The organism is Leifsonia sp. 21MFCrub1.1 (assembly GCF_900107895.1).
Lineage (GTDB): Bacteria > Actinomycetota > Actinomycetes > Actinomycetales > Microbacteriaceae > Leifsonia > Leifsonia soli.
In genome coordinates this window covers 3,026,399-3,046,389 of sequence record NZ_LT629867.1, presented here as the reverse complement: position 1 = coordinate 3,046,389, position 19,991 = coordinate 3,026,399, and the positions used below count along the sequence as shown (strand labels likewise).

Annotated in this window: 18 protein-coding genes; 4 read left to right on the top strand and 14 right to left on the bottom strand. The window is 69.6% G+C overall.

Annotated features, from left to right (window positions below; genetic code table 11):
- Positions 1–114: 114 nt before the first annotated feature.
- The 7 genes from BLW09_RS14435 to BLW09_RS14405 form a co-directional block, all read right to left on the bottom strand.
- Positions 115–822, bottom strand: a complete 708-nt coding sequence (locus tag BLW09_RS14435) for a GntR family transcriptional regulator (RefSeq protein WP_089914128.1) — start codon at positions 820–822, stop codon at positions 115–117.
- Positions 823–877: 55 nt separating this feature from the next.
- The gene (locus BLW09_RS14430; RefSeq protein WP_089914125.1) at positions 878–1,855 is read right to left on the bottom strand and encodes an aldo/keto reductase; all 978 of its coding nucleotides are present in this window, start codon (positions 1,853–1,855) and stop codon (positions 878–880) included.
- Positions 1,855–2,979 (bottom strand): mandelate racemase/muconate lactonizing enzyme family protein, encoded by a 1,125-nt coding sequence (locus BLW09_RS14425; protein ID WP_089914122.1) that lies wholly within the window; start codon positions 2,977–2,979, stop codon positions 1,855–1,857. Before BLW09_RS14425 ends, BLW09_RS14430 begins: the two co-directional genes overlap by 1 nt.
- A 31-nt stretch (positions 2,980–3,010) precedes the next feature.
- Positions 3,011–3,880 (bottom strand): carbohydrate ABC transporter permease, encoded by an 870-nt coding sequence (locus BLW09_RS14420; protein WP_089914119.1) that lies wholly within the window; start codon positions 3,878–3,880, stop codon positions 3,011–3,013.
- A complete protein-coding gene (locus tag BLW09_RS14415; protein WP_089914116.1) occupies positions 3,870–4,856 on the bottom strand; it encodes a carbohydrate ABC transporter permease in 987 nt (328 codons plus the stop codon). Before BLW09_RS14415 ends, BLW09_RS14420 begins: the two co-directional genes overlap by 11 nt.
- 3 nt (positions 4,857–4,859) lie before the next feature.
- Positions 4,860–6,107: an ABC transporter substrate-binding protein gene (locus tag BLW09_RS14410; protein ID WP_231946868.1), complete on the bottom strand. Its 1,248-nt coding sequence runs from the start codon at positions 6,105–6,107 to the stop codon at positions 4,860–4,862.
- A gap of 196 nt (positions 6,108–6,303) precedes the next feature.
- Entirely contained in the window at positions 6,304–7,668 is a 1,365-nt protein-coding gene (locus BLW09_RS14405; RefSeq protein ID WP_089914110.1) for an alpha-L-fucosidase, read from the bottom strand.
- A gap of 131 nt (positions 7,669–7,799) precedes the next feature.
- Between BLW09_RS14405 and BLW09_RS14400 the strand changes: the two genes are divergently transcribed.
- Positions 7,800–9,158: an alpha-L-fucosidase gene (locus BLW09_RS14400; RefSeq protein WP_231947186.1), complete on the top strand. Its 1,359-nt coding sequence runs from the start codon at positions 7,800–7,802 to the stop codon at positions 9,156–9,158.
- A gap of 3 nt (positions 9,159–9,161) precedes the next feature.
- Positions 9,162–9,995 carry an amidohydrolase family protein gene (locus tag BLW09_RS14395; RefSeq protein ID WP_089914104.1) on the top strand — a complete coding sequence of 278 codons (834 nt, stop codon included), beginning with the start codon at positions 9,162–9,164 and terminating at the stop codon, positions 9,993–9,995.
- Between the two features lie 119 nt (positions 9,996–10,114).
- On the opposite strand, the gene BLW09_RS14390 is transcribed toward BLW09_RS14395, so the two are convergent.
- From BLW09_RS14390 to BLW09_RS14380, 3 genes are all read right to left on the bottom strand, one after another.
- Positions 10,115–11,398 carry an alpha-hydroxy acid oxidase gene (locus tag BLW09_RS14390; RefSeq protein ID WP_089914101.1) on the bottom strand — a complete coding sequence of 428 codons (1,284 nt, stop codon included), beginning with the start codon at positions 11,396–11,398 and terminating at the stop codon, positions 10,115–10,117.
- Positions 11,392–12,129: a FadR/GntR family transcriptional regulator gene (locus BLW09_RS14385; RefSeq protein WP_089914098.1), complete on the bottom strand. Its 738-nt coding sequence runs from the start codon at positions 12,127–12,129 to the stop codon at positions 11,392–11,394. Before BLW09_RS14385 ends, BLW09_RS14390 begins: the two co-directional genes overlap by 7 nt.
- Positions 12,130–12,205: 76 nt before the next feature.
- Positions 12,206–13,282: a 2,3-butanediol dehydrogenase gene (locus BLW09_RS14380; RefSeq protein WP_089914095.1), complete on the bottom strand. Its 1,077-nt coding sequence runs from the start codon at positions 13,280–13,282 to the stop codon at positions 12,206–12,208.
- A gap of 180 nt (positions 13,283–13,462) precedes the next feature.
- Between BLW09_RS14380 and BLW09_RS14375 the strand changes: the two genes are divergently transcribed.
- Positions 13,463–14,197: an SDR family oxidoreductase gene (locus BLW09_RS14375; RefSeq protein WP_089914093.1), complete on the top strand. Its 735-nt coding sequence runs from the start codon at positions 13,463–13,465 to the stop codon at positions 14,195–14,197.
- 26 nt (positions 14,198–14,223) lie between these two features.
- Here the strand turns inward: BLW09_RS14375 and BLW09_RS14370 are convergent, their stop codons facing one another.
- Both BLW09_RS14370 and BLW09_RS14365 read right to left on the bottom strand, forming a co-directional pair.
- Positions 14,224–14,970, bottom strand: a complete 747-nt coding sequence (locus BLW09_RS14370) for an SDR family NAD(P)-dependent oxidoreductase (protein ID WP_089914090.1) — start codon at positions 14,968–14,970, stop codon at positions 14,224–14,226.
- Positions 14,971–15,008: 38 nt separating this feature from the next.
- Entirely contained in the window at positions 15,009–15,860 is an 852-nt protein-coding gene (locus BLW09_RS14365) for a fumarylacetoacetate hydrolase family protein (RefSeq protein ID WP_172824216.1), read from the bottom strand.
- Positions 15,861–15,946: 86 nt separating this feature from the next.
- Between BLW09_RS14365 and BLW09_RS14360 the strand changes: the two genes are divergently transcribed.
- Positions 15,947–16,279, top strand: coding sequence for an L-rhamnose mutarotase (locus BLW09_RS14360; RefSeq protein WP_089914087.1), 333 nt, complete (start codon positions 15,947–15,949; stop codon positions 16,277–16,279).
- Positions 16,280–16,305: 26 nt separating this feature from the next.
- Here the strand turns inward: BLW09_RS14360 and BLW09_RS14355 are convergent, their stop codons facing one another.
- Both BLW09_RS14355 and BLW09_RS14350 read right to left on the bottom strand, forming a co-directional pair.
- Positions 16,306–17,229 (bottom strand): acetylxylan esterase, encoded by a 924-nt coding sequence (locus BLW09_RS14355; protein ID WP_089914084.1) that lies wholly within the window; start codon positions 17,227–17,229, stop codon positions 16,306–16,308.
- Positions 17,230–17,284: 55 nt separating this feature from the next.
- Positions 17,285–19,897: a X2-like carbohydrate binding domain-containing protein gene (locus BLW09_RS14350; RefSeq protein ID WP_089914081.1), complete on the bottom strand. Its 2,613-nt coding sequence runs from the start codon at positions 19,895–19,897 to the stop codon at positions 17,285–17,287.
- Positions 19,898–19,991: the final 94 nt, after the last annotated feature.

Here is a 19,991-nt window from a genome sequence, read left to right as displayed (position 1 = left end):
ATCCTATTGGATATAGCCAGCCAAGCGCCACCGAAAGGGCGACGAGTCGTGATTCGTTGCCGGTATCCGCGGCGAGTTGCGGCATGATGCCGCAACTCGGCGGGGTGGAGGGGGCTAGCCGGCCTTCTCGGCCTCGGCGAGGCTGGCGGAGATGCGCGCGTACGACTTGGTGATGTGGTCGAGCATCGCCTTCTCGGCCGACGCGGGCTTGCCGCTGCGCAGCGCCTCGAGGACGGCCTCGTGCTCGCCCGAGGTCTCGTCGACCACGCCGTGCTTGAAGTAGATGCGGTACTGGTGCATGTGCGAGCGGAGCCGGCCGATCGCGTCGGCGAGCAGGGCGTTGCCCGAGTGCTCCGCGATGATGCGGTGGAACTCGGCGTCCTGGTTGGCGAAGTCCTTGTAGTCCTTGAAGCGGTCGCCGCCGGTCTGCGCCGCCTGGCCGCTGCGGTGCATCGCGTCGCAGAGCTCCTCGAGCTGCGTCAGAGTCGCCGCGTCCAGCTCGCCGGCGGCGTTGCGCGTCGCGTACGGCTCCAGCAGTCGGCGCATCTCGAACAGCTGGCGCAGCCCGTCGCTGTCGAGCAGCGGGGCGGCGGTGTAGCCCTTCAGCGCCTTCTTGACGACGAGCCCCTCGGACTCCAGACGTGCCAGCGCCTCGCGCACCGGGGTGGGGGAGACGTTGAGCTGGCGGGCGATGCCGTCGATGCTGGCGCGGCTTCCCGGCTCGATCACCTGGTCCATCAGTAGTCCGAGGACGGCGTCGTACACGTCGTCGGCCAGCGCCCGCCGCGCCGGCAGGAAGTGTTCCCCCGATTGGATCGTCATGTGCACATCCTAGGTCTGCGCCCGCAGAACCGAGAGGATAGAGGATGCAGGATCTTCATGGCACCAGGCCCGCCTCCCGGAGCTCGTCCCAGACCGCCTCCGGCACCGGGGGTGCTGACAGGCGGGCGTTCCGCTCGATCTGCGCGGGGGTGTCCGCGCCGAGCACGACGGTCGAGACGGCCGGATGGCGCAGCGGGAACTGCACCGCGAGCTGCGGAACGGTCACCCCGTGGCGCTCGGCCACGTCGGCGATGCGGTTCACGCGGGCGATCAGCTCCGGCGACGCCGCGCCGTAGACGAAGGTGGCGTCGGGCGCCGGCCGGTCCGTCGCGAGGATGCCGGAGTTGAAGACGGCGGCGACAGCGACGGACACGCCGCGCTCCTGCGCCGCCGGGAGCAGGTCCTCCTCGGCGGTCGGGTCGAGCAGCGTGTAACGGTTCGCGCACATCACGATGTCGAGGTCCGTCTCGTGGACGAACCGGGTGAGCATGGCCGTCTGATTCATCCCGGCCCCGTACGAGCGGATGACGCCCTGCGACCGCAGTTCGTCGAGCGCGGGGAACGCGCCCTCCAGCGCTTCGCGCTCGAAGTCGTCCGGGTCGTGCACGAACAGCACGTCGATCCGATCGACCCCGAGGCGCCGCAGGGAGTCCTCCACCGAGCGGAGCACGCCGTCGCGCGAGTAGTCGAGGCGGCGCCGCCGCGTGGAGGGCACGTCGAACAGGTTCGCGATGTCGGTGTCGCCCGGCCGGTGGTCCGGGTTCGGCTCGAGCACGCGGCCCACCTTGGTCGAGAGCACGTACTCGTCGCGCGGGAAGGCGCGCAGGCCCTCGCCCAGGCGCTCCTCCGCGAGCCCCAGCCCGTAGTGCGGCGCCGTGTCGTAGTAGCGGATGCCGGCCTCCCAGGCGGCGGGCACGATGCCCGGCCACTCGTCCTCGGGGCGCGGCCGGTAGAGGTTGCCGAGGGCGGCGGAACCGTAGCCGATCGGCCCGACGGTCAGCCCGCCCCGGCCGAACGCGCGCTGGGGGCCCATCAGGCGACCCGCAGATCGTCGACGGCGTCCAGATCCCACTCGATCCCGAGGCCCGGCTGCGACGGCGCCAGGCCGTGGCCGTCTCGGATGACCATCTCGGAGCGGGTCACCGCGCGCAGCTGCGGGATGTGCTCCAGGTAGAGCGCGTTCGGCACCGCGCAGCAGAGCGACACGTGCAGCTCCATCAGGAAGTGCGGGGCGACCGCCACGTTGAACGCCTCGGCGAGGTGCGCGACCTTCAGCCACGGCGTGATGCCGCCGACGCGCGCGACATCCACCTGGACGATGGAGGCGGCCCCCGACTGCAGGTACTCGCGGAAGTGCCCGACCGAGTAGATCGACTCTCCGACCGCGACCGGAACGCTGGTCGACTCGGCGAGGCGGCGGTGACCGGCGACGTCCTCCGCGGGCAGCGGCTCCTCGAACCAGAAGATGTCGAGCTTCTCGAACAGTGCAGCGCGACGGATGGCCTCGGCGGCCGTCAGCGACTGGTTGGCATCCACCATGATGTCCATCCTGTCCCCGACGGCCTCGCGGACGGCGCTGAGCCGCTCGAAGTCCTCGTGCGCGCGCGGCTTGCCGACCTTGATCTTCACGCCGCCGAGCCCGCGCCGCTGCGACTCGACCGCCTGGGCGACGAGCTCGTCCGTGCTGAAGTGCAGCCAGCCTCCCTCCGTGTCGTAGAGGGGGATGCGCGGCTGCGCCCCGCCGGCGGCCACCCAGAGCGGGAGGCCGGCGGCCTTGCAGCGGGCGTCCCAGACCGCGGTGTCGACCGCCGCCAGGGCGAGCGACGTGATGAGGCCGACGGTCGTCGCCCGGGTGGAGGAGAAGAGCGCGCGCCAGACGTCCTCCGGACGGTTCACGTCCATCCCGACGACCACGTCGAGCAGCGTCTCGCGCAGCAGGCTCAGGACAGCGGCCCCGCCGGTCCCGATCGTGTAGCTGTAGCCGATGCCCTCGACCCCGCCGACGGTGCGCAGCCGGACGAAGATCGTCTCCTGCTTGAGGAAGGACTGCACCGCGTCGGTGCGGACCGTCTCCACCTCCAGGTCGCTCAGCCACGCCTCGGCGCTGACGATCGTGCCGTCGACGGCGGTGAGGGCGGCGGGCGGGGCGAGGCTCATGGGTGTCTGCTTTCTGGTGAGGGTGGGAGGATCAGCGGCCGCCGAAGCCGCCGAGGGCGACGCCCTTGATCAGCTGCCGCTGCAGCAGGGCGACGATGATCAGCGACGGGATGATCGCGATGGTGGATGCGGCCATCATCAGGCTCCACTGGGTGCCGTGCTCGCCGGTGAACATGGAGAGGCCGAGCGGCACGGTCGCGAGCTCCTGGCTGTTGATGATGATCAGCGGCCACAGGTAGGAGTTGTAGTAGCCGACGAAGGAGAAGACGCCGAGCACCGACAGCGGAGCGGTGAGCTGCGGCAGCAGCACGGACCACAGGGTGCGGAAACGCGAGGCGCCGTCGATGAGCGCCGCCTCCTCGAACTCGATCGGGATCGTCAGGAAGAACTGCCGAAGCAGGAAGGTGCCGAACGCGGTGAACGCGAACGGGATGATCAGCGCCGTGTACGTGTCGACGAGCCCGAGCTGGTTCATCATGATGAACAGCGGGACGACCAGCACCTCCTGCGGCAGCACCAGGGTGAGCACGTAGAGCAGGAAGATGCGGTCGCGGTACTTGAACCGGAGACGCGAGAACGCGTACGCCGACAGCACCGCGACGATGACGGAGAGCAGGGCGCCGCAGATCGAGACGAAGAAGCCGTTGAAGATGAACCGCCCGAACGGCACGAGGGTCCAGGCGTCGACGAAGTTCGACCACTTCACCTCGGAGCCGATGAAGGTCGGCTTCGGCGAGAACACCTCGGACTCCGGCTTGAGGGCCGAGAAGAACATCCAGATGAAGGGGAAGGTGAACAGCAGCGCGACGATGGCCATCAGCAGGGTGTTGAGCCAGGTCTTCGTGACGACCACGCGCTGGGCCGGTCGGAGCCGGTGACGGCGGAGCGTGTCACTTGTCATAGTTGACCCACCTCTTCTGGCCCGCGAACTGCAGGGCGGTGATGATCATGACGACGATGAACAGCATCCACGCCAGGGCCGACGCGTAGCCGAGCCGGTCGAAGACGAAGCCGTTGCGGTAGAGGTAGAGCACGAACGTGTTGGTCGACTCGCCCGGTCCGCCCTGGGTCAGGATCTGCGGCTGGACGAACACCTGGAACGCCCCGATCATCGTCATCGTCATGGTGAAGAACAGCGAAGGCGAGATCATCGGCAGGATGATCGACCGCAGCCGCTGCCAGGCGTTCGTGCCGTCCATCCGCGACGCCTCGAGGATCTCCTTCGGGATGCCGCCGAGACCGGCCGAGAGCACGATGACGTTGTAGCCGAACGACTGCCAGACCGACATCGCGATCACGGAGGCGAGGGCGAACCGGGAGTCGGAGAGCCAGCTGGGCCCGTCGATGCCGATGCCGGCGAGCGCCGAGTTCACCAGGCCGTTGTCGCTGAGGAGCAGCCGCCACACCAGGGCGTTCGCGACCATCGGGGTGATGGCGGGGAGGAAGAAGATCACGCGCCAGAATCCGGCGAACTTGATGCGGGTGTTGAGCCACAGCGAGACCGCCAGCGCCACGGCCAGGTTGAGGGCCGTGTAGACGAAGGCGAAGATCACCGTGTTGATCAGCACCGTGTAGAAGGTCGGGTCGCTGAACAGCTTCTGGTAGTTGGCCAGCCCGAGGAAGGTGGGCGAGCCGAACAGCGGCCACTCGAACAGGCTGATGACCAGCGAACCGATCAGCGGAACGACGATGAAGAACGTGAAGCCGGCGAGACCGGGCCAGAGGTAGGCGAGGGCGACCAGGCCGTCCCCGCGGCGCTTGCGGCCGCCACGGCGCGGAGGGGTGGGGTGCGGCACGCCGAAGGGGCGGGTCGGGGGCGCGGCGGGTGCCGCCGTCTCATCCGAGACGACGGCACCCGTGACCAGGGGGGAGGTCATGCGTTACTGTCCCACCGACTTCTGGATCGTGCTCAGCACGTCCTTGGCGGTCTTGTCACCCCGGTACCCCTCGACGCCGTACTGGGTGAACAGGGTCTCCACCTGGTTCCAGGTGGGGGTGGTGATCTGCGCTGTCGCGTTCTTCAGCAGCGCCTGCACGGCGGCGTAGGCCTCCGGGGACTTGCCCTCGGCCCAGGCCGACTGGGCGTCGGCGCGGGAGGGCACGATGCCGCGCTTCTCCGCCTGGCCCTTCAGGACGCTGGTGTCGGTCATCGCGACGATCGCCTTGAACGCGGCGTCGGGGTTCTTGCAGTTCTTCGCGATGCCGAATCCCGAGCCGGCCGTCATGCCGTGCGCCTCGCCCGAGGTGCTCGGAACGATCGTCACACCCATCGTGAACTTGGCGGCGTCGGCGAAGGTGCCGTACATCCACGGGCCCTCGATCAGCATGTCGACCGCGCCGCTGGTGAATGCGGCCTGCGACACGTCGGAGCCGTCGGCCGCCTCCGGCGCCTTGGCGATGCCCTCCTTGCCGACCAGGTCGAAGTACGACTGCACCTGGTCGACCAGCTTCGAGTTCGTGAGGTCGAGCTTGGAGCCCTTCACGGCCTCCGCGCCGTCGGCGATGGCCCAGGCGTTGGGGATGAAGAAGCCGGGGGAGATCGCCAGCGCCTTGTGGTCGCCGGTGGTCAGCTTCTTCGCGTCGGCCAGGAACTGCTCGCGCGTGTAGGTGGTGCTCGGGGCCTTCAGGCCCGCCTTCGCGAAGTTGTCGGCGTTGTAGTAGAGGACGATCGGCTCGGCGTCGTAGGGGATCGCGCGGATCGTGCCGTCCACCGTCATGCCCTTGAGCATCGACTCGTCGAACTTCGAGGTGTCGAGCTTGTACTTCTTGATCAGGTCGTTCAGCGGCATCAGCAGCCCGGAGAGCTCCTGCGCCCGCGCGGCCTGCGTGGTGAGCAGGCAGGGCGGGTTCGAGCCGCTGAGGCGGGTCTTGACCTTGGTCCAGTAGTCGTTGAAGCTCGGCCCCTCGATGGTGACGTCGAGGCTGGGGTCGACCTTCTTGCCGAGATCGATGAAGCCCTGCCACTGGTCGCGGTCGCTCTGACTGCTGACCCAGGTGTACATGCTGATGGGGCCGCCCTTGGCGTCGCCCCCGCTGCCGCCGGCGCAGCCGGCCAGTGCGGTGAGTGCTCCGGTCAACAGGACGGCGGTTCCGATCCGGGCCGCCCTGCGCTTGCTTCGTGGTGTCACGTGCTGTGCCTCCTCCATTGGATTCATCCAGGTGATCGCCTTGCGTTGGTGGTGCCTGTTTGTGATGCTTCGTTGCGGATCGTCCGGGGCTCCGTCGCCCCGTCGGGTGGTTCACGATCCTATAGGGTCTACGATATAGGCCTCATGCGGAGCTTAGATCGGAGCCCGACGGCCGGTCAAGAGATTCCACCGCCCTCTAGGCGAAATCGATAGCGATGACGTCGACGACGGCCCCCGATGCGGCGGGCGCCGGGATGTGCAGCTCGCCCAGCGGGTCCACTCCGGGCGCCGGCTGCTCGTGCACCTCCAGGTTCACGTCGTAGGGGAGCTCTTCGCCGGTCGCCAGCAGGCGGACGCCGGTCACCCGGCCCACCGGGATGCCGCGGACGACGACCTCCTCGATCGGACGCATCACCAGGTGGAGGTACAGCGTCCCCGGCCGGGCGGTGGACGGACCGTAGAAGTCGACGCCGACGGTGGAGGAGACGTCGACGACGCTCTCGGCGTGCACGTCCATCCACGCGCCGATCTCCTCCAGCGTGCGCACCTGCGACTCGTTGAGGCTGCCGTCGCCCTTGGGCCCGATGTTCAGCAGGAGGTTGCCGCCCCGCGATGCCACCTCGATCAGCGTCGTGACCAGCGAGGTCGTGCTCTTGCTCTTGGTGTCGCCCGGCCGCCAGGCCCACATCTGGCCGATGGTCATGCACAGCTCCCACGGGCCATCCGGTGCCGTGACGGGGAAGCCCTGCTCCGGCGTCTTGTAGTCGCCCTGGCCGAGCAGGCGGTCGTTGATGACGACATCCGGCTGCAGCGACTTGATGAGCGCGCGGAGGCCGGCGCTGTCCCACTCCTGCTCCGACCGCTCCCACTCGCCGTCGAACCAGAGCAGGTCGATGGTGCCGTAGCGGGTCAGCAGCTCGGTGAGCTGCCCGCGGAGGTAGGCCTGGTAGCGCTGCCACTGCTCGGGCGTCGCGCGGCGGTGCCGGTCGTCGGCGACGGGCGTTCCCGCGTTGGCGGGGTCGCCGGCGGCGGGCCAGTGCTCGAGCGCGTATGGGCGGTCCTCCATCCGGAACGCGGGGTAGTCGGGATGGTTCCAGTCCGGGAGGCTGTAGTAGATGCCGACCCGGATGCCCTCGGCGCGGATCGCCTCGACGAACTCCCGCGTGATGTCGCGCCCGAAGGGGGAGTGCTCGATGGAGAAGTCGGACTGCTCGGTGTGGAACATGGAGTAGCCGGCGTGGTGGCGGGCGGTGAAGACGACGTAGCGCGCACCGGCGCGCTTCGCGAGACGGGCCAGGGCGACCGCATCCCACTCGACCGGGTTGAAGGTGGCGGCGGTGGCCTGGTACTCGTCCACGGTCACGGTGTCCTCGACGCCGTCGGAACCGGGGATGATGGAACGGCCGACCAGGGGCCAGGAGATCTCGATCCCCTGCTGGCTGGCGTGGTCCCAGTGCACGAACAGGCCGAAGCCCGCACCGATGAACCATTCGCCTCCCGGGAGGCGGAAGTCGGTGGGCCGGACGAACGAGGCGGGGGGTGCGTCGAGCGCGGTGGTCACGGGAACTCTCCTTCGAGTGGGGGATCGCATCGTTGAACACGGATGCTATTGCCTATAGGATATGGATTCCGGACGCATCCCACAATCGTTCCGGCACATCCATTCGACGACGAAGGAGACCACTCGTGGCCATGTTCACAGACGACCCCGTCCGCCCGGAGAACTACCGCCGGTTCGAGCGCGAAGTGCCGCAGTGGTTCACCGACGCCAAGCTGGGGATCTTCGTGCACTGGGGACCCTACTCGGTGCCGGCGTGGGCGGAGCCGATCGGCGAACTCGGCACCATCGAGAAGGGGTACTGGTTCGCACACAACCCATACGCCGAGTGGTACTACAACACCATCCGCATCCCGGGCAGCCCGGCCGCGGAGCACCAGCGCGAGGTCTACGGCGGAGCCCCCTACGACGACTTCATCGACCAGTGGGACCCGGTCGACTTCGACCCGGAGGCGTTCATCGCGCTCGTGAAGAGCACCGGTGCCCGCTACTTCGTCCCGACGACCAAGCACCACGACGGCGTCACCCTCTGGGATGCGCCGGGCACCGACGGCCGCAACACCGTCGCCCGCGGCCCGCACCGCGACCTCGTCGGCGCTTTCGAGCGCGCCACCCGCGCGGCCGGTCTGCGCTTCGGGGTCTACTACTCCGGCGGTCTGGACTGGAACTTCGCCGACCTGGAGCCGATCACCGACGACGGACAGGCGTTCCGCCGGCCGGTCGACGCCGCCTACGCCGAGTACGCGTACGGGCACGTGGCGGACCTGATCGACCGGTACCGCCCGGACGTGCTGTGGGGCGACATCGAGTGGCCGGACGCGGGCAAGCCGAGTGGCCCGCACAGCATGGAGCGCCTGTTCGAGAAGTTCTACGCCGCAGCCCCCGACGGCGTCTCGAACGACCGCTGGGGCGAGACGCACTGGGACTTCCGGACCAGCGAGTACCAGAACGGCACCAACGTCGAGGGCACGGGGGCGTGGGAGAACTGCCGCGGGATCGGCTACTCCTTCGGCCACAACACGCTCGAGGACGAACGGCATATGCTCAGCGGCCCGGATGCGGTGAAGACGTTCGTCGACATCGTCTCCCGCGGCGGCAACCTGCTCCTCAACGTCGGCCTCACCGCGCGGGGGACCGTCCCCGACCTGCAGCGCCGGACCCTCGAGCACCTCGCCGCCTGGAACGCGATCAACGGGGACGCCGTGTTCGGGTCCCGGCCGCTGGACGCCTCCATCGCCGGTCCGTCCGACGAGCCGTGGGTGCGCTGGACGCGCGGCGGCGACGGTGCGGCGACCGACGCGGTCGCGAACGCGTTCGTGGATGCGGCGGGTGCGGTGCGCCTCGCGGGCGTCTCGTCCGATGTGGTTGCGGACAGCGCGCGGCTGGCGGACGGCACGGCGGTCTCCGCCACGCGGGACGGCGACGCCATCGCGCTGACCCTCCCGGAGCCGGCGGTCGCCGGCCCGACCCTCATCCGGTTCGACCTGGTCTGAGCCGTGACCGTCGACGCGCACCTGCACCTGTGGGACCTGGACCACGGAACGTACTCGTGGCTGTCCGACGCGGTCGCCCCGATCAATCGCACCTTCGCGCTCGCCGAGGCGGAGCCGCAGCTGCGGGAGGCCGGGGTCGACCGGGTCGTGCTCGTGCAGGCGGCCGGAACCCTCGAGGACTCCGCCGCGATGTTCGCCGTCGCGGCGGAGTCGCCGCTGGTCGCGGGCGTGGTCGCGTGGGTCGACCTGCTCGATCCCGACCGGGTCGGAGAGCAGCTCGAGCGCTGGGCGGAGGCGGGGCCGCTGGTCGGCATCCGGCACCTCATCCACGACGAGCCCGATCCGGACTGGCTGGCGCGGGAGCCGGTGCGCCGGTCGCTCGCCGTGCTCGCCGACCGCGGTCTGTCGTTCGACGTGATCGGGGTGCTCCCGCGGCACCTGGAGCACGCGGTCGCACTCGCCGACGAACTGCCGGAGCTGCGGCTCGTCATCGACCATCTCGGAACCCCGCCGGTCGGCGCGGAGCCCGATGACTGGGGGAGGCTGATGGACTCGCTTGCGCGCCGCCCGAACGTCTTCGCGAAGCTGTCCGGCCTGACGACCCTCGGGCCGGCCGGGCGCGCGTCGGCCGCCGACCTGCGTCGGTACGTCGATCGCGCGCTCGCCGCATTCGGCCCGTCGCGCCTCCTCTACGGCGGGGACTGGCCGGTCTCGACCCTCGCGGCGCCGTACGCCGAGACCATGGCGACCGCGCGCGCGCTCCTCGAGCCGCTGACCCCCGCCGAGCGCGACGAGGTGCTGTCGCTCGCGGCTCGCCGCACCTACCGCCTCCCCTGAGCCCGGCGACATTCGTGCCGAATGTGCCGCCCTGTCTCCACCGCGGCGTGTGAGATTTGGGCCAAATCGCGGTTCTGGGCGCCGCATTACCGCGATTTGGCGCAAATCTTGCGACGGGGTCAGGCGTCGGCGTCTTCCCGCACGGGGGAGAGGGAGGGGGCGGGGGCGTTGCGGCGGAGGGGCTGCAGGCGCGTGAGTTGAGTGACGTGGTGGGGGCCGAGTTCGGCCAGGGAGTTCACTTGGAGGAGCTTCATGGTGCGGATGAGCTGGTCGGTGAGGATCTGGATGGTGCGGTCGACACCCTCCCGGCCGCCGGCCATGAGCCCGTAGAGGTACGCGCGTCCGATCAACGTGAACTTGGCCCCCAATGCGTAGGCGGCGATGATGTCGGCGCCGTTCATGATGCCGGTGTCGATCGCGATCTCGGTGTGGTGGCCGACCTCGCGCGCGACGGACGGGAGCAGGTGGAAGGGGATCGGGGCGCGGTCCAGTTGCCGGCCGCCGTGGTTGGAGAGCACGATCCCGTCCACCCCGTGATCCACCAGGGTGCGAGCGTCCTCGAGGGTCTGCACCCCTTTGATCACGAGTTTCCCGGGCCACATGTCCCGGATGATCTTCAGGTCGTCGTAGTTGATCGACGGGTCCATCGCCGCATTCAACAAGTCCCCGACCGTGCCGCCGGTGGACGACAGCGATGCGAACTCCAGCTTCGGGGTGGTCAGGAAGTCGTACCACCACCACGGCCGCGGGATCGCGTTCAGGATCGTCCCCAGGGTCAGCTGCGGCGGAATCGAGAACCCATTGCGTTTATCCCGCAGCCGGGCCCCGGCGATCGGGGTGTCCACGGTGAAGAACAACGTGTCGAACCCGGCAGCTGCTGCCCGCTCCACCAGGCCGTAGGAGATCTCGCGTTGCCGCATCACATACAACTGGAACCAGTTCCTCCCGTGCGGGTTCGCCGCCTTCACGCCCTCGATCGACGTCGTCCCCAACGTGGACAGGGTGAACGGGATCCCCGCCGCCCCGGCAGCGCCGGCCCCGGCGGTCTCGCCTTCGGTCTGCATCAGCCGGGTGAACCCGGTCGGAGCGATCCCGAACGGCAACGCCGACGGGCCACCCCAGATCTCGCACGACGTATCCACCGTCGACACGTCGTTCAGGATCGAGGGGTGGAACTCCACGTCCTGGAACGCCTGCCGCGCCCTGGCCAACGACAGCTCGCCCTCCGCGGCGCCCTCGGTGTAGTCGAACGCCGCGCGAGGCGTCCGCCGCCGAGCGATCCGCGCCAGGTCCTCGATCGTCAACGCCGACTCCAGCCGCCGCTTCTTCAGGTCCAGCTCCGGCTTCTTGAAGCGCATGAGCTCCAGCAGCTCGACGGGCTTCGGAAATTGACGGTTCACCATGAAGGCTCCTGATGGGGTTCGCGGATGGGGGCGGTCAGCGCGGCGTCGCGGTAGTAGCCGCTGATGTGGTCGTGGATGCGGTGGCGGGCCGTCGACGCGTCGCCCGCTGCGATGGCGGCGACGACGGCGCGATGCTCGGCGCGCAGGCGCGCGGCCATCCCGTCCCAGTCGGTGAGACCCGATGCGGCGGCGAGCACATAGCTCTCGATGGAGGTGCGCAACCCGGCCATCATCGCGGCGACGACGACATTGCCCGATTCCTCGGCGAGCTGAAGGTGGAACTGCGCGTCGAGGGTGAGGAACTCCTCGCGGGCGAGGGAGACGTCGTCCATCGCGTCCAGCAGGTGCTCGGCGGATTCCAGGTCGACCGCCTCGGCGCGCTCCGCCAGCTCGGCGGCGACGGCCGTCTCCAGGATCAGACGGGTGCTCACCACGTCGGCGACCGGGAATCCGCTTGCCGCGACCTGTAACCGCATCAGCGCTTGCATCCCGCCGACAGGAAGCGCCACGATCACCGCGCCGGCGGTCGGACCGGACCCGGTCTGCGTCCGGACGAGGCCCATCGCCTCGAGCACCCGGATGGCCTCGCGGACGCTGGACCGGGCGACGCCCAGCTCGGCGGCGAGCGTGCGCTCTGCCGGCAGGTGGTCGCCGGGATGAAGGTCGCCCTCCACGAGTCCCGCCTCGATATGGGCGAGCACTCCCTCCCAGGCGCGCGGCTCCGCGCTCATCGCACCTCCGTGTGGTCGGACCATGTGGTCCGACCACACTACCATCGCGGTCTGGCGGTTGCCTAACGACTCATGGTCACCCGCGCGCGATCGGACCGGGGGAGACGAGGATCTTGACGTGGTTCTCGTTGTGGTGGATCAGTTGCTCGAAGCCTCCCTCAACGAGGTCGTCGAGTCCGATCCGGCCCGTGATGAAGGGTGCGAGGTCGATCCGGCCCTGCTGCACCAGCTCGATCACTCGCGCGTGGTCGTGCGCGTAGGCGATGGTGCCGCGGAGGTCGATCTCCTTCAGTACGAGCTTCTGCATGTCGACGCTCGCCGGATGTCCCCAGATCGAGACATTCACCACGACCCCTGTCGGCCTCACCGCGTCGAGCAGGGTGTCCAGGACGGCATTGACGCTCGAGCACTCGAAGGCCACATCGGCGCCCGATCCACCGGTGAGTTCGCGGACACGGTCCGCGACGTTCACGGTCGACGGATCCAGAACGTGATCGGCGACACCCGTCTCCGACGCTTTCGCCTTCCTGGCCTCGGAGAGCTCGGTGACGATCACCGTGAGCCCGTACGCTTTGCAGACCGCCGCGGTGAGCAGGCCGATCGGCCCGGCCCCGCCGATGAGTGCGACCTGACCCGCCGTCGCGCCGGAACGCACGAAGGCGTGATGTCCCACCGAGAGCGGCTCGATCAGTGCCGCCTGGTCGAGGGGCAGGTCGGGCCCGACGGGGTGCACCCAGCGTCGCTCCACCACGATGTGCTCGGAGAGCCCGCCGCCACGTCCTGCCAGCCCGATGAAGTTCATGTCCGGTGTGAGCTGGTATTCGGCGTCGCCGTCGACCGGGACGTCATCGCGGATGATGTAGGGCTCGACCACCACGTGATCGCCGACGGCGAGGTCGTCGACGCCGTCTCCGAGCGACGTCACGACCCCGGAGAACTCGTGGCCCAGCGTCACAGGCGCCGCTTCACCCGACAGCGGATGCGGATGCCCGGCCGGCGGGATGAAGATCGGTCCTTCCAGATATTCGTGCAGATCGGTTCCGCAGATCCCGCACCACGCCACGTCGATCCCGACCGTGCCCGGTTCCAGCGACTGCTCGGGGACGTCGTCGATCCTGATGTCTTTCTGACCGTGCCAGCGCGCTGCCCGCATACTCGTGCTCCTTAGGTTGGTGACCGGTGTGCTCGTGGTTCCAGGGTGCGAGGCCGGTTCCCGCCTTTCCAGGGTCGAACGTCCCGTAGCGATCCCTGCGGGCAGCATCGGTCGAGACTTTGGACCTTGTCCGCGCGCGCTGGGAGGGCCGAGGCTGGGGGTTCATCGAAGGAGTTGGGCGTGGGAAGAGTCGACCGCAAGGTTGCTTTGGTCAGCGGCGGCGCACGGGGGATGGGAGCATCGCACTGCCGAGCACTGGCACGTGAAGGCGCGAAGGTCGTGATCGCCGACCTCCTCGACGCGGAGGGGCAGGCCTTGGCGGAGGAACTGGGTGCGCAGGCGACGTTCGTCCACCTGGACGTGACGAGACCCGAGGAATGGGACAAGGCGGTCGCGCACGCGACCTCCACCTTCGGCTCGCTGGACATCCTGGTCAACAACGCCGGCATCGCCAACGGTGCTGCCCTGCACGAGTTCACCGACGACATGTGGTCGACGATCATCGCCATCAACCTCAGCGGAGTCTTCTACGGCATGCGCGCCGCGGTGCCCGCGTTGGCGGCCGGCGGGCGCGCCAGCATCGTCAACATCTCCTCGGTCGAGGGGTTGCAGGGAAGCCCCGGTCTACACGGCTACGTGGCGGCGAAGTTCGGTGTGCGCGGGTTGACGAAGTCGGCAGCCGTCGAGCTCGCTGCAGCGGGCATCCGGGTCAATTCCGTGCATCCGGGGTTGATCGAGACGCCGATGACGACGGGAATCGACGCGAAGCAGCTGCAGATCCCCCTGGGCCGGGCGGCGACACCCGACGAGGTGTCGAACCTGGTCCTCTACCTCGCCAGCGATGAGCCGTACTCGACCGGGTCGGAATTCGTCATCGACGGCGGCCTGACCTCGCACATTCCGCAGGGCGTGTGAGGGCCGGCCGCCCCGCGACTCCCGGGCTACCTCCTCGGCCGCAGGGAGTACATCCCGCCGTCGACCGGCAGGATGACACCGTTGCTCGAACCGGACGTCGGCGACGCCAGGTAGGCCACCGCCTCGGCGACCTCCTGCGGCTGCACGAGGCGTCCGCTGGGCTGGCGCGCCTCGAGCGCGGCGCGCTCCGCGTCCGGATCGGCGGCGGAGTCGAGCAGCCGGCCGACCCATGGGGTGTCGGCGGTTCCTGGCGCGATGGCGTTGACGCGGATGCCGAGCGGCAGGCAGTCGGCGGCGATCGCCAGGGTCATGGCCGAGATGGCGCCCTTCGACGCGGAGTACAGCACGCGCTGCGGCAGGCCGGCCCACGCGGCGATGGAGCTGGTGAGCACGACGGCGGGCGACGGCGACTCCTTCAGGTGCGGCATTGCGTGCCGGATGGTGCGGGCCGAGCCGATCACGTTCACGTTGAGGACGCGCATCCACTCGTCGTCATCGTTGGCCTCGACGTCACCCTGCGCGCCGATGCCGGCGTTGGCGATCACGATGTCGAGGCGCCCGGCGGCGTCGACGACCGCGGCGATGGCCTCACGCACGCTGGCGTCGTCGCCGATGTCGCAGCGGACGCCGGTGTGCGGCGCGCTCACCGCATCCGGGTCGAGGTCGAGCGCGAAGACGCGCGCTCCCTGTGCGGCCAGCTCGTCGGCGATCGCGCGGCCGAGCCCGGACGCGCCGCCGGTGACGGCGGCCACCAGGCCTTCGAAGTGCGACATCCTTGTCTCCTTGCGTTGAGGGTGGATGGTGGATGCGGTCAGAGCGCCGGCCGCACGGTCGAACGCTGCGCGCCCAGCCCGTCGATCTCGACCTCGACCTCGTCGCCGACGGCCAGGTACGGGAACCGGCCGGAGAGGGCCACCCCCTCCGGGGTGCCGGTGTTGACGAGGTCGCCCGGCTCGAGCACCGTGAACCGGCTGAGCCGGTAGACGATCTCGGCGACGCTGAAGATGAGGTCGCTCGTGGTCGAGTCCTGCCGTGCTTCGCCGTTGACTCGCGAGCGGATGCCGAGACCGCTGCCGTCGCCGACCTCGGCGGCCGGGACGAGCCACGGGCCCAGCGGGTTGAACGTCTCGAAGCTCTTGCCCTTGCTCCACTGGCCGAGCGAGCGCTGCAGCTGGTACTCGCGCTCGGAGACGTCGTTGGCGACCGCGAAGCCCGCGATGTGGTCGAGGGCCTGCTCGGGGGAGTCGAGGTAGCGGGCGCGCGTGCCGATGACGACGGCGAGCTCGACCTCCCAGTCGGTCGTCGTGGATCCCGGGGGGAGCAGGATGTCGTCGTACGGCCCGACGACGGTGTTCGGGTGCTTGTAGAAGACGACGATGTCGGTCGGCGGCTCGGAGCCGGATTCGCGCGCGTGGGCGGCGTAGTTCATCCCGATGCAGATGACCGCCTGCGGCCGGGCGATGGGGGCGCCGACGCGGAGGCCGGCCGGGTCGAGGCCGGGGAGGTCGCCGGCGGAGGCGGCGGCTTCCGCCCGGGCGAGGCCGTCGGCGGCGAGGAAGGCGCCGTCGATGTCGGCGGTGAGGGGGCGCAGGTCCCACGTGGTGACGCCGTCGGTGACGACGGGGATCTCCGCTCCCGGCTCGCCGAGTCGCATGAATCGCATCGAGGGTCCTTTCGCTCGCCTTCCGGCATCGAGACTATTACTATTTCCTATAGGAATTCAAACTTCGTTCGCAAAGGAGCATCGGGATGCGCGTCGCGCTACATTCCATCATCCGCGACGGCCACGAGGCCGCCTACGACGCCGCGCATGCCGCCATCCCGGACGACCTCGTCGTCTCGTTCGAGCGGGTCGGCATCCACGACTGGCAGATCTGGCGCAGCGGGCGCGACCTGTTCCATGTGGTGGACTGCGACGACTTCGCCGCGGCGATGCGAGAGCTCGACGACGACCCGGCCAACCAGCGCTGGCAGGACTCGATCAACCGCCACGTCGACCACTTCGTCACCTCGGGGCCGGACGCCGACGGGATGGTGCTGCCGCTCGTCTGGACGTTCGCGACGCAGCGCGACGGCGCCTGAGCCGTCCCGCCGTGACGGTCCCGCCGTCACGCTCCCGCAAGGCCGAGGCGATCGCGAAGCACCGCCAGCGCACCGCGCCGGTCGGCCGTCGCGCCGGCTTCGTGCCCAGCGCCCGGCCACTCTCGCAGCGTGACGGGGGCGGCGTAGGCCTCCGCGGCGGCGCGGGCGGTCTCCGGCGGGCAGATGTCGTCCTCGAGCCCGTCGCTGATCCATCCCGGTGCCGTCGCATGCCGGGCGGATGTGACCCCGTCGACGTACGCCAGCGTCCGCGCGACCGCGTCGGAGCGGTCAGGATGCTCCGTCAGGTATGCGCGCAGCTCCAGCCAGGGACCGGTGCGCGCCAGCCGGACGCCCTGCGGCGCGTCCGTCAGGAAAGGGGCCTGCGCCAGCACGGCGGCGAGGGTGGGCTGCAGAGCGCCGACGCCGAGGGCGATGCCGCCGCCTTGGCTGTTCCCGATCGCCGCGACGCGCTCGCCGTCCACCTCGTCGAGCGAGCGGAGGGCGTCCACCGCGCGAGCGGCATCCACGAACACCCCGCGGTAATAGGAGCGGTGCGGGTCCTCGATCCCGTCGAGCAGGTGGCCGGTGCTGCCGCCGCCCTGCCCGTGCGTGTTCATCACCAGCTGCGCGAGGCCCGCGACCGGCCAGGTGAGGTCGTCGATCGGGTCGAGTCGTCCGGCGCCGTAGCCGTTGAAGTGCACGACGGCCGGAACCCGGCCCTCGCGGTGGCGCGGCAGCCGCAGCCAGCCGCTGACCCGCCGGCCGTCCGCCCCGGCGAACGAGATGTCGAGCACCTCGACGGCGGCGAGGCCCGTGTCCACCGGCTCCCGGCGGACGGCGAGCGGATGCCGCGCGGCGTCGTCGACGGCGGTCGCCCAGTAGGCGGCGTAGTCGTCGGGGGTGGGGAGCGGGGCCGTGCCGAGAAGGGCGGCGGAGTCGGAGCCGGGCATGCGGCGAGCCTTTCGGAGGGGGTGGGCCGGGAGAGCTCCCGGCCCACCCGGTGGATCAGCGGACGGAGTAGCGGAGGGCGTCGGCGCGCATCACCGCACCCGACTCCTTGACCGCCATGATGGTGTGCTTCCCGTTGCGGAGCCCCGAGACGCTGAACACCTTCTGCTGGGTGCGGCGGGTGTCGCTGTGCGTGTCGACCTGCTTCACCAGCTTGCCGTCCAGATAGATGTCGACGACGCCCTGGTCGGGGCCCGTCGGCGCGAGCCAGTCGACCCCCGTGCCGGTGAAGGTGTACGACACCGAAGCGCCGGCCGCCGTCGTGGCGTGGACGTCGTTGAGGTAATCGCCGCGGAAGCCCACGTTGAGCGTCGTGGCCCCGACCGGCAGCGTGGCCAGGTACGACTGCTGCAGCGTGACCGTCGAACCCGACACCGTGTAGTCGGAGCCCTTCTTCAGCGCCGTCCCGTTCACGGTGATCCCGGTGAACTCGTCCGGGTCGCGCAGCACGGAGAAGGTCGCCGCCGCCGGCGCCTTCGTGTCGAACGACACGCTGGACGGGTCGATCAGGTTCGGCTGGATGACGTCGAGCCGATCGAGCAGCATGAACTGGCCCGACTTCATGACCACGCGAAGGGTGTGCTGTCCGTCGGTGAGGTCGTTCGTCGAGAACACCGTCTGCTGCGGCGTGTGGGAGGCGCTCGGGATGTTGGCGCTGACCGTCTTCACGAACTGCCCGTCGATGTACACGTCCGCTTCGCCCTCCGAGGAGTCGAGCTCGGTGAGGTACGAGATCCCGGTGCCGGTGAACGTGTACGAGAACGAGTCGCTTCCGGGATGCTCCGCATAGTGCACGTCGTCCTGGTAGTCGCCGAAGTTCCGGCCGTTGCTGTACCCCCACTGGCCGGAGTACGCGATGCCAGGGTCGGTGTCGTTGATGCTCGTGGTGCGGGTCGGCCCGGTGGACGTCGGCGGCGCCGGCGTGCCGGTGTCGGTGACGTTGACGGTCAGCGGCTGGGAGGTCGCGGCGACCTCGGCTCCGCCGTTGCGCGTCCAGGCGCCGCCGTACGAGAAGCCCTGGGCGTCGTCGTTGACCGTGACCGTCGCGCCCTTGTCCGGCGTGACCTTGAGCAGCCGGACACCGTGGATCGGCACATCGGACGCCGTGAACGAGCCGTCCGCGCGGCCCACGTTCTTGCGGGCCCACAGGTCGCGGACGGTCGCCGACCCGGTCAGCCCGATGTCGGACCACTTCGCGGTGATGTCGGACTCCGCCCGGCCCAGGTTGAACAGCGCGACCGTGTAGCTGCCGTCCTTGTTCAACGCGTACCAGACCTGCTGCTTGGTCGTCGTCGAGACCGGACGCGCGGGGACGCCCGCCTGATCGACGCCGACGACCTCCGGGTTGGTGAGCAAGTCGACGCCCAGCTTGTCGAGCTTCGTGAGGTCGTTGCCGGTGTACATCGGCGCGGCCGAGACCGCCCACAGCGTGGTGGCTGTGCGGCGCTCGTCCGGCGTCAGGCCGTCCATCTTCCCGTTGCCGACGTCGAGCGAGTCGAAGTCGTTCCAGCCGCCCGGGCCGGCGTGACGCCACCAGTCCGCCGCGCGGGGGAAGAGCCGGGCGATGTTGTCCCACTGGGTGAGCGCTTCGTTGCCGCAGTAGCACTCGACGTCCCACTCGACGCGCCAGCCGTTCGCGTACTTCTTCCAGTAGTCGGCCTGGTTGATGTCGAGCGCCCAGGAGAGCTCGAACCAGATCTTGTGCTTCTTGAGGGCCTTCGACCAGGCGGCGACGTCATCGCGCGCATCCACCGAGCCGTCGGTGATGCCGGAGCCGGGGGTGACGCTGTCGAACTTCACGAAGTTCACGCCCCAGGCGGCGAGCTGGTCCGCGATCGAGTCGATGTACTTCTGCGAGCACGGGTTCGAGAAGTCGATGGCGTAGCCGATCTTCCAGTAGTCCGCCTGCGTCAACGGCTGCTTCGCGATGTCGTGCGTGGTGCATCCGGGAGCGCCGGCGATCGGGTACGCCTTGTTGTAGACGTCGGGTCCGATGCCGGGGATCAGGTAGACGCCGAACTTCTGGTCGTTGGCGTGCACATGGTCGATGACCTTCTTCAGCCCCTGCGGATAGAGCGTCGTGCTCGGCGTCGGACGGCCGTTGGCGTCGACACCGTCGCTCCACCCGGCGTCGACGTTGATGTAGTCGTAGCCGGCCTTCTGCAGCTTGGCGTGCATGGCGTCGGACTGGGCGATGAGCTGGTCGGCGGTGATCCACTTCCCGTTGCCGGAGTAGACCTGCATGCTGTAGCTGCTCCAGCCCATGTAGGGCGTGACGGCCCACGGGTCCGGGGTGGCGGTCGCGGGCGGGATGGGCGTCGGCACCGCGGCCGTCGCCGACTTCGGCGCGCTCGTCGGGGTCGCGGTGGGTGTCGCGGTCGGCTTCGGTGTGGCTGTCGGCGTCTCCGTCGCACTCGGGGTCGCGCTGGGCGTCGGCGTCCCCGTCGGGGTCGCGGACGGTGCGGCTGTCGCTGTCGCTGTCGCTGTCGCTGTCGGTTGGGGGGTCGGCGTCGCGCCGGCGGGGACGGCGGCCGCGGCCACGATCCCCAGCGCCGCGACGGTCACGACCAGAGCCCGCAGGCTCCGTCGTGCACGCGTCTTGCGGGTCATGCGTTCTTCCTCTCTGAAGAGCCCCGGGCGCATCGGTGCGCGAGGGGTGTTCGGTGCGGTGGGCCGTCGGGGGCTCCGACCGGCGTCCGGCGGC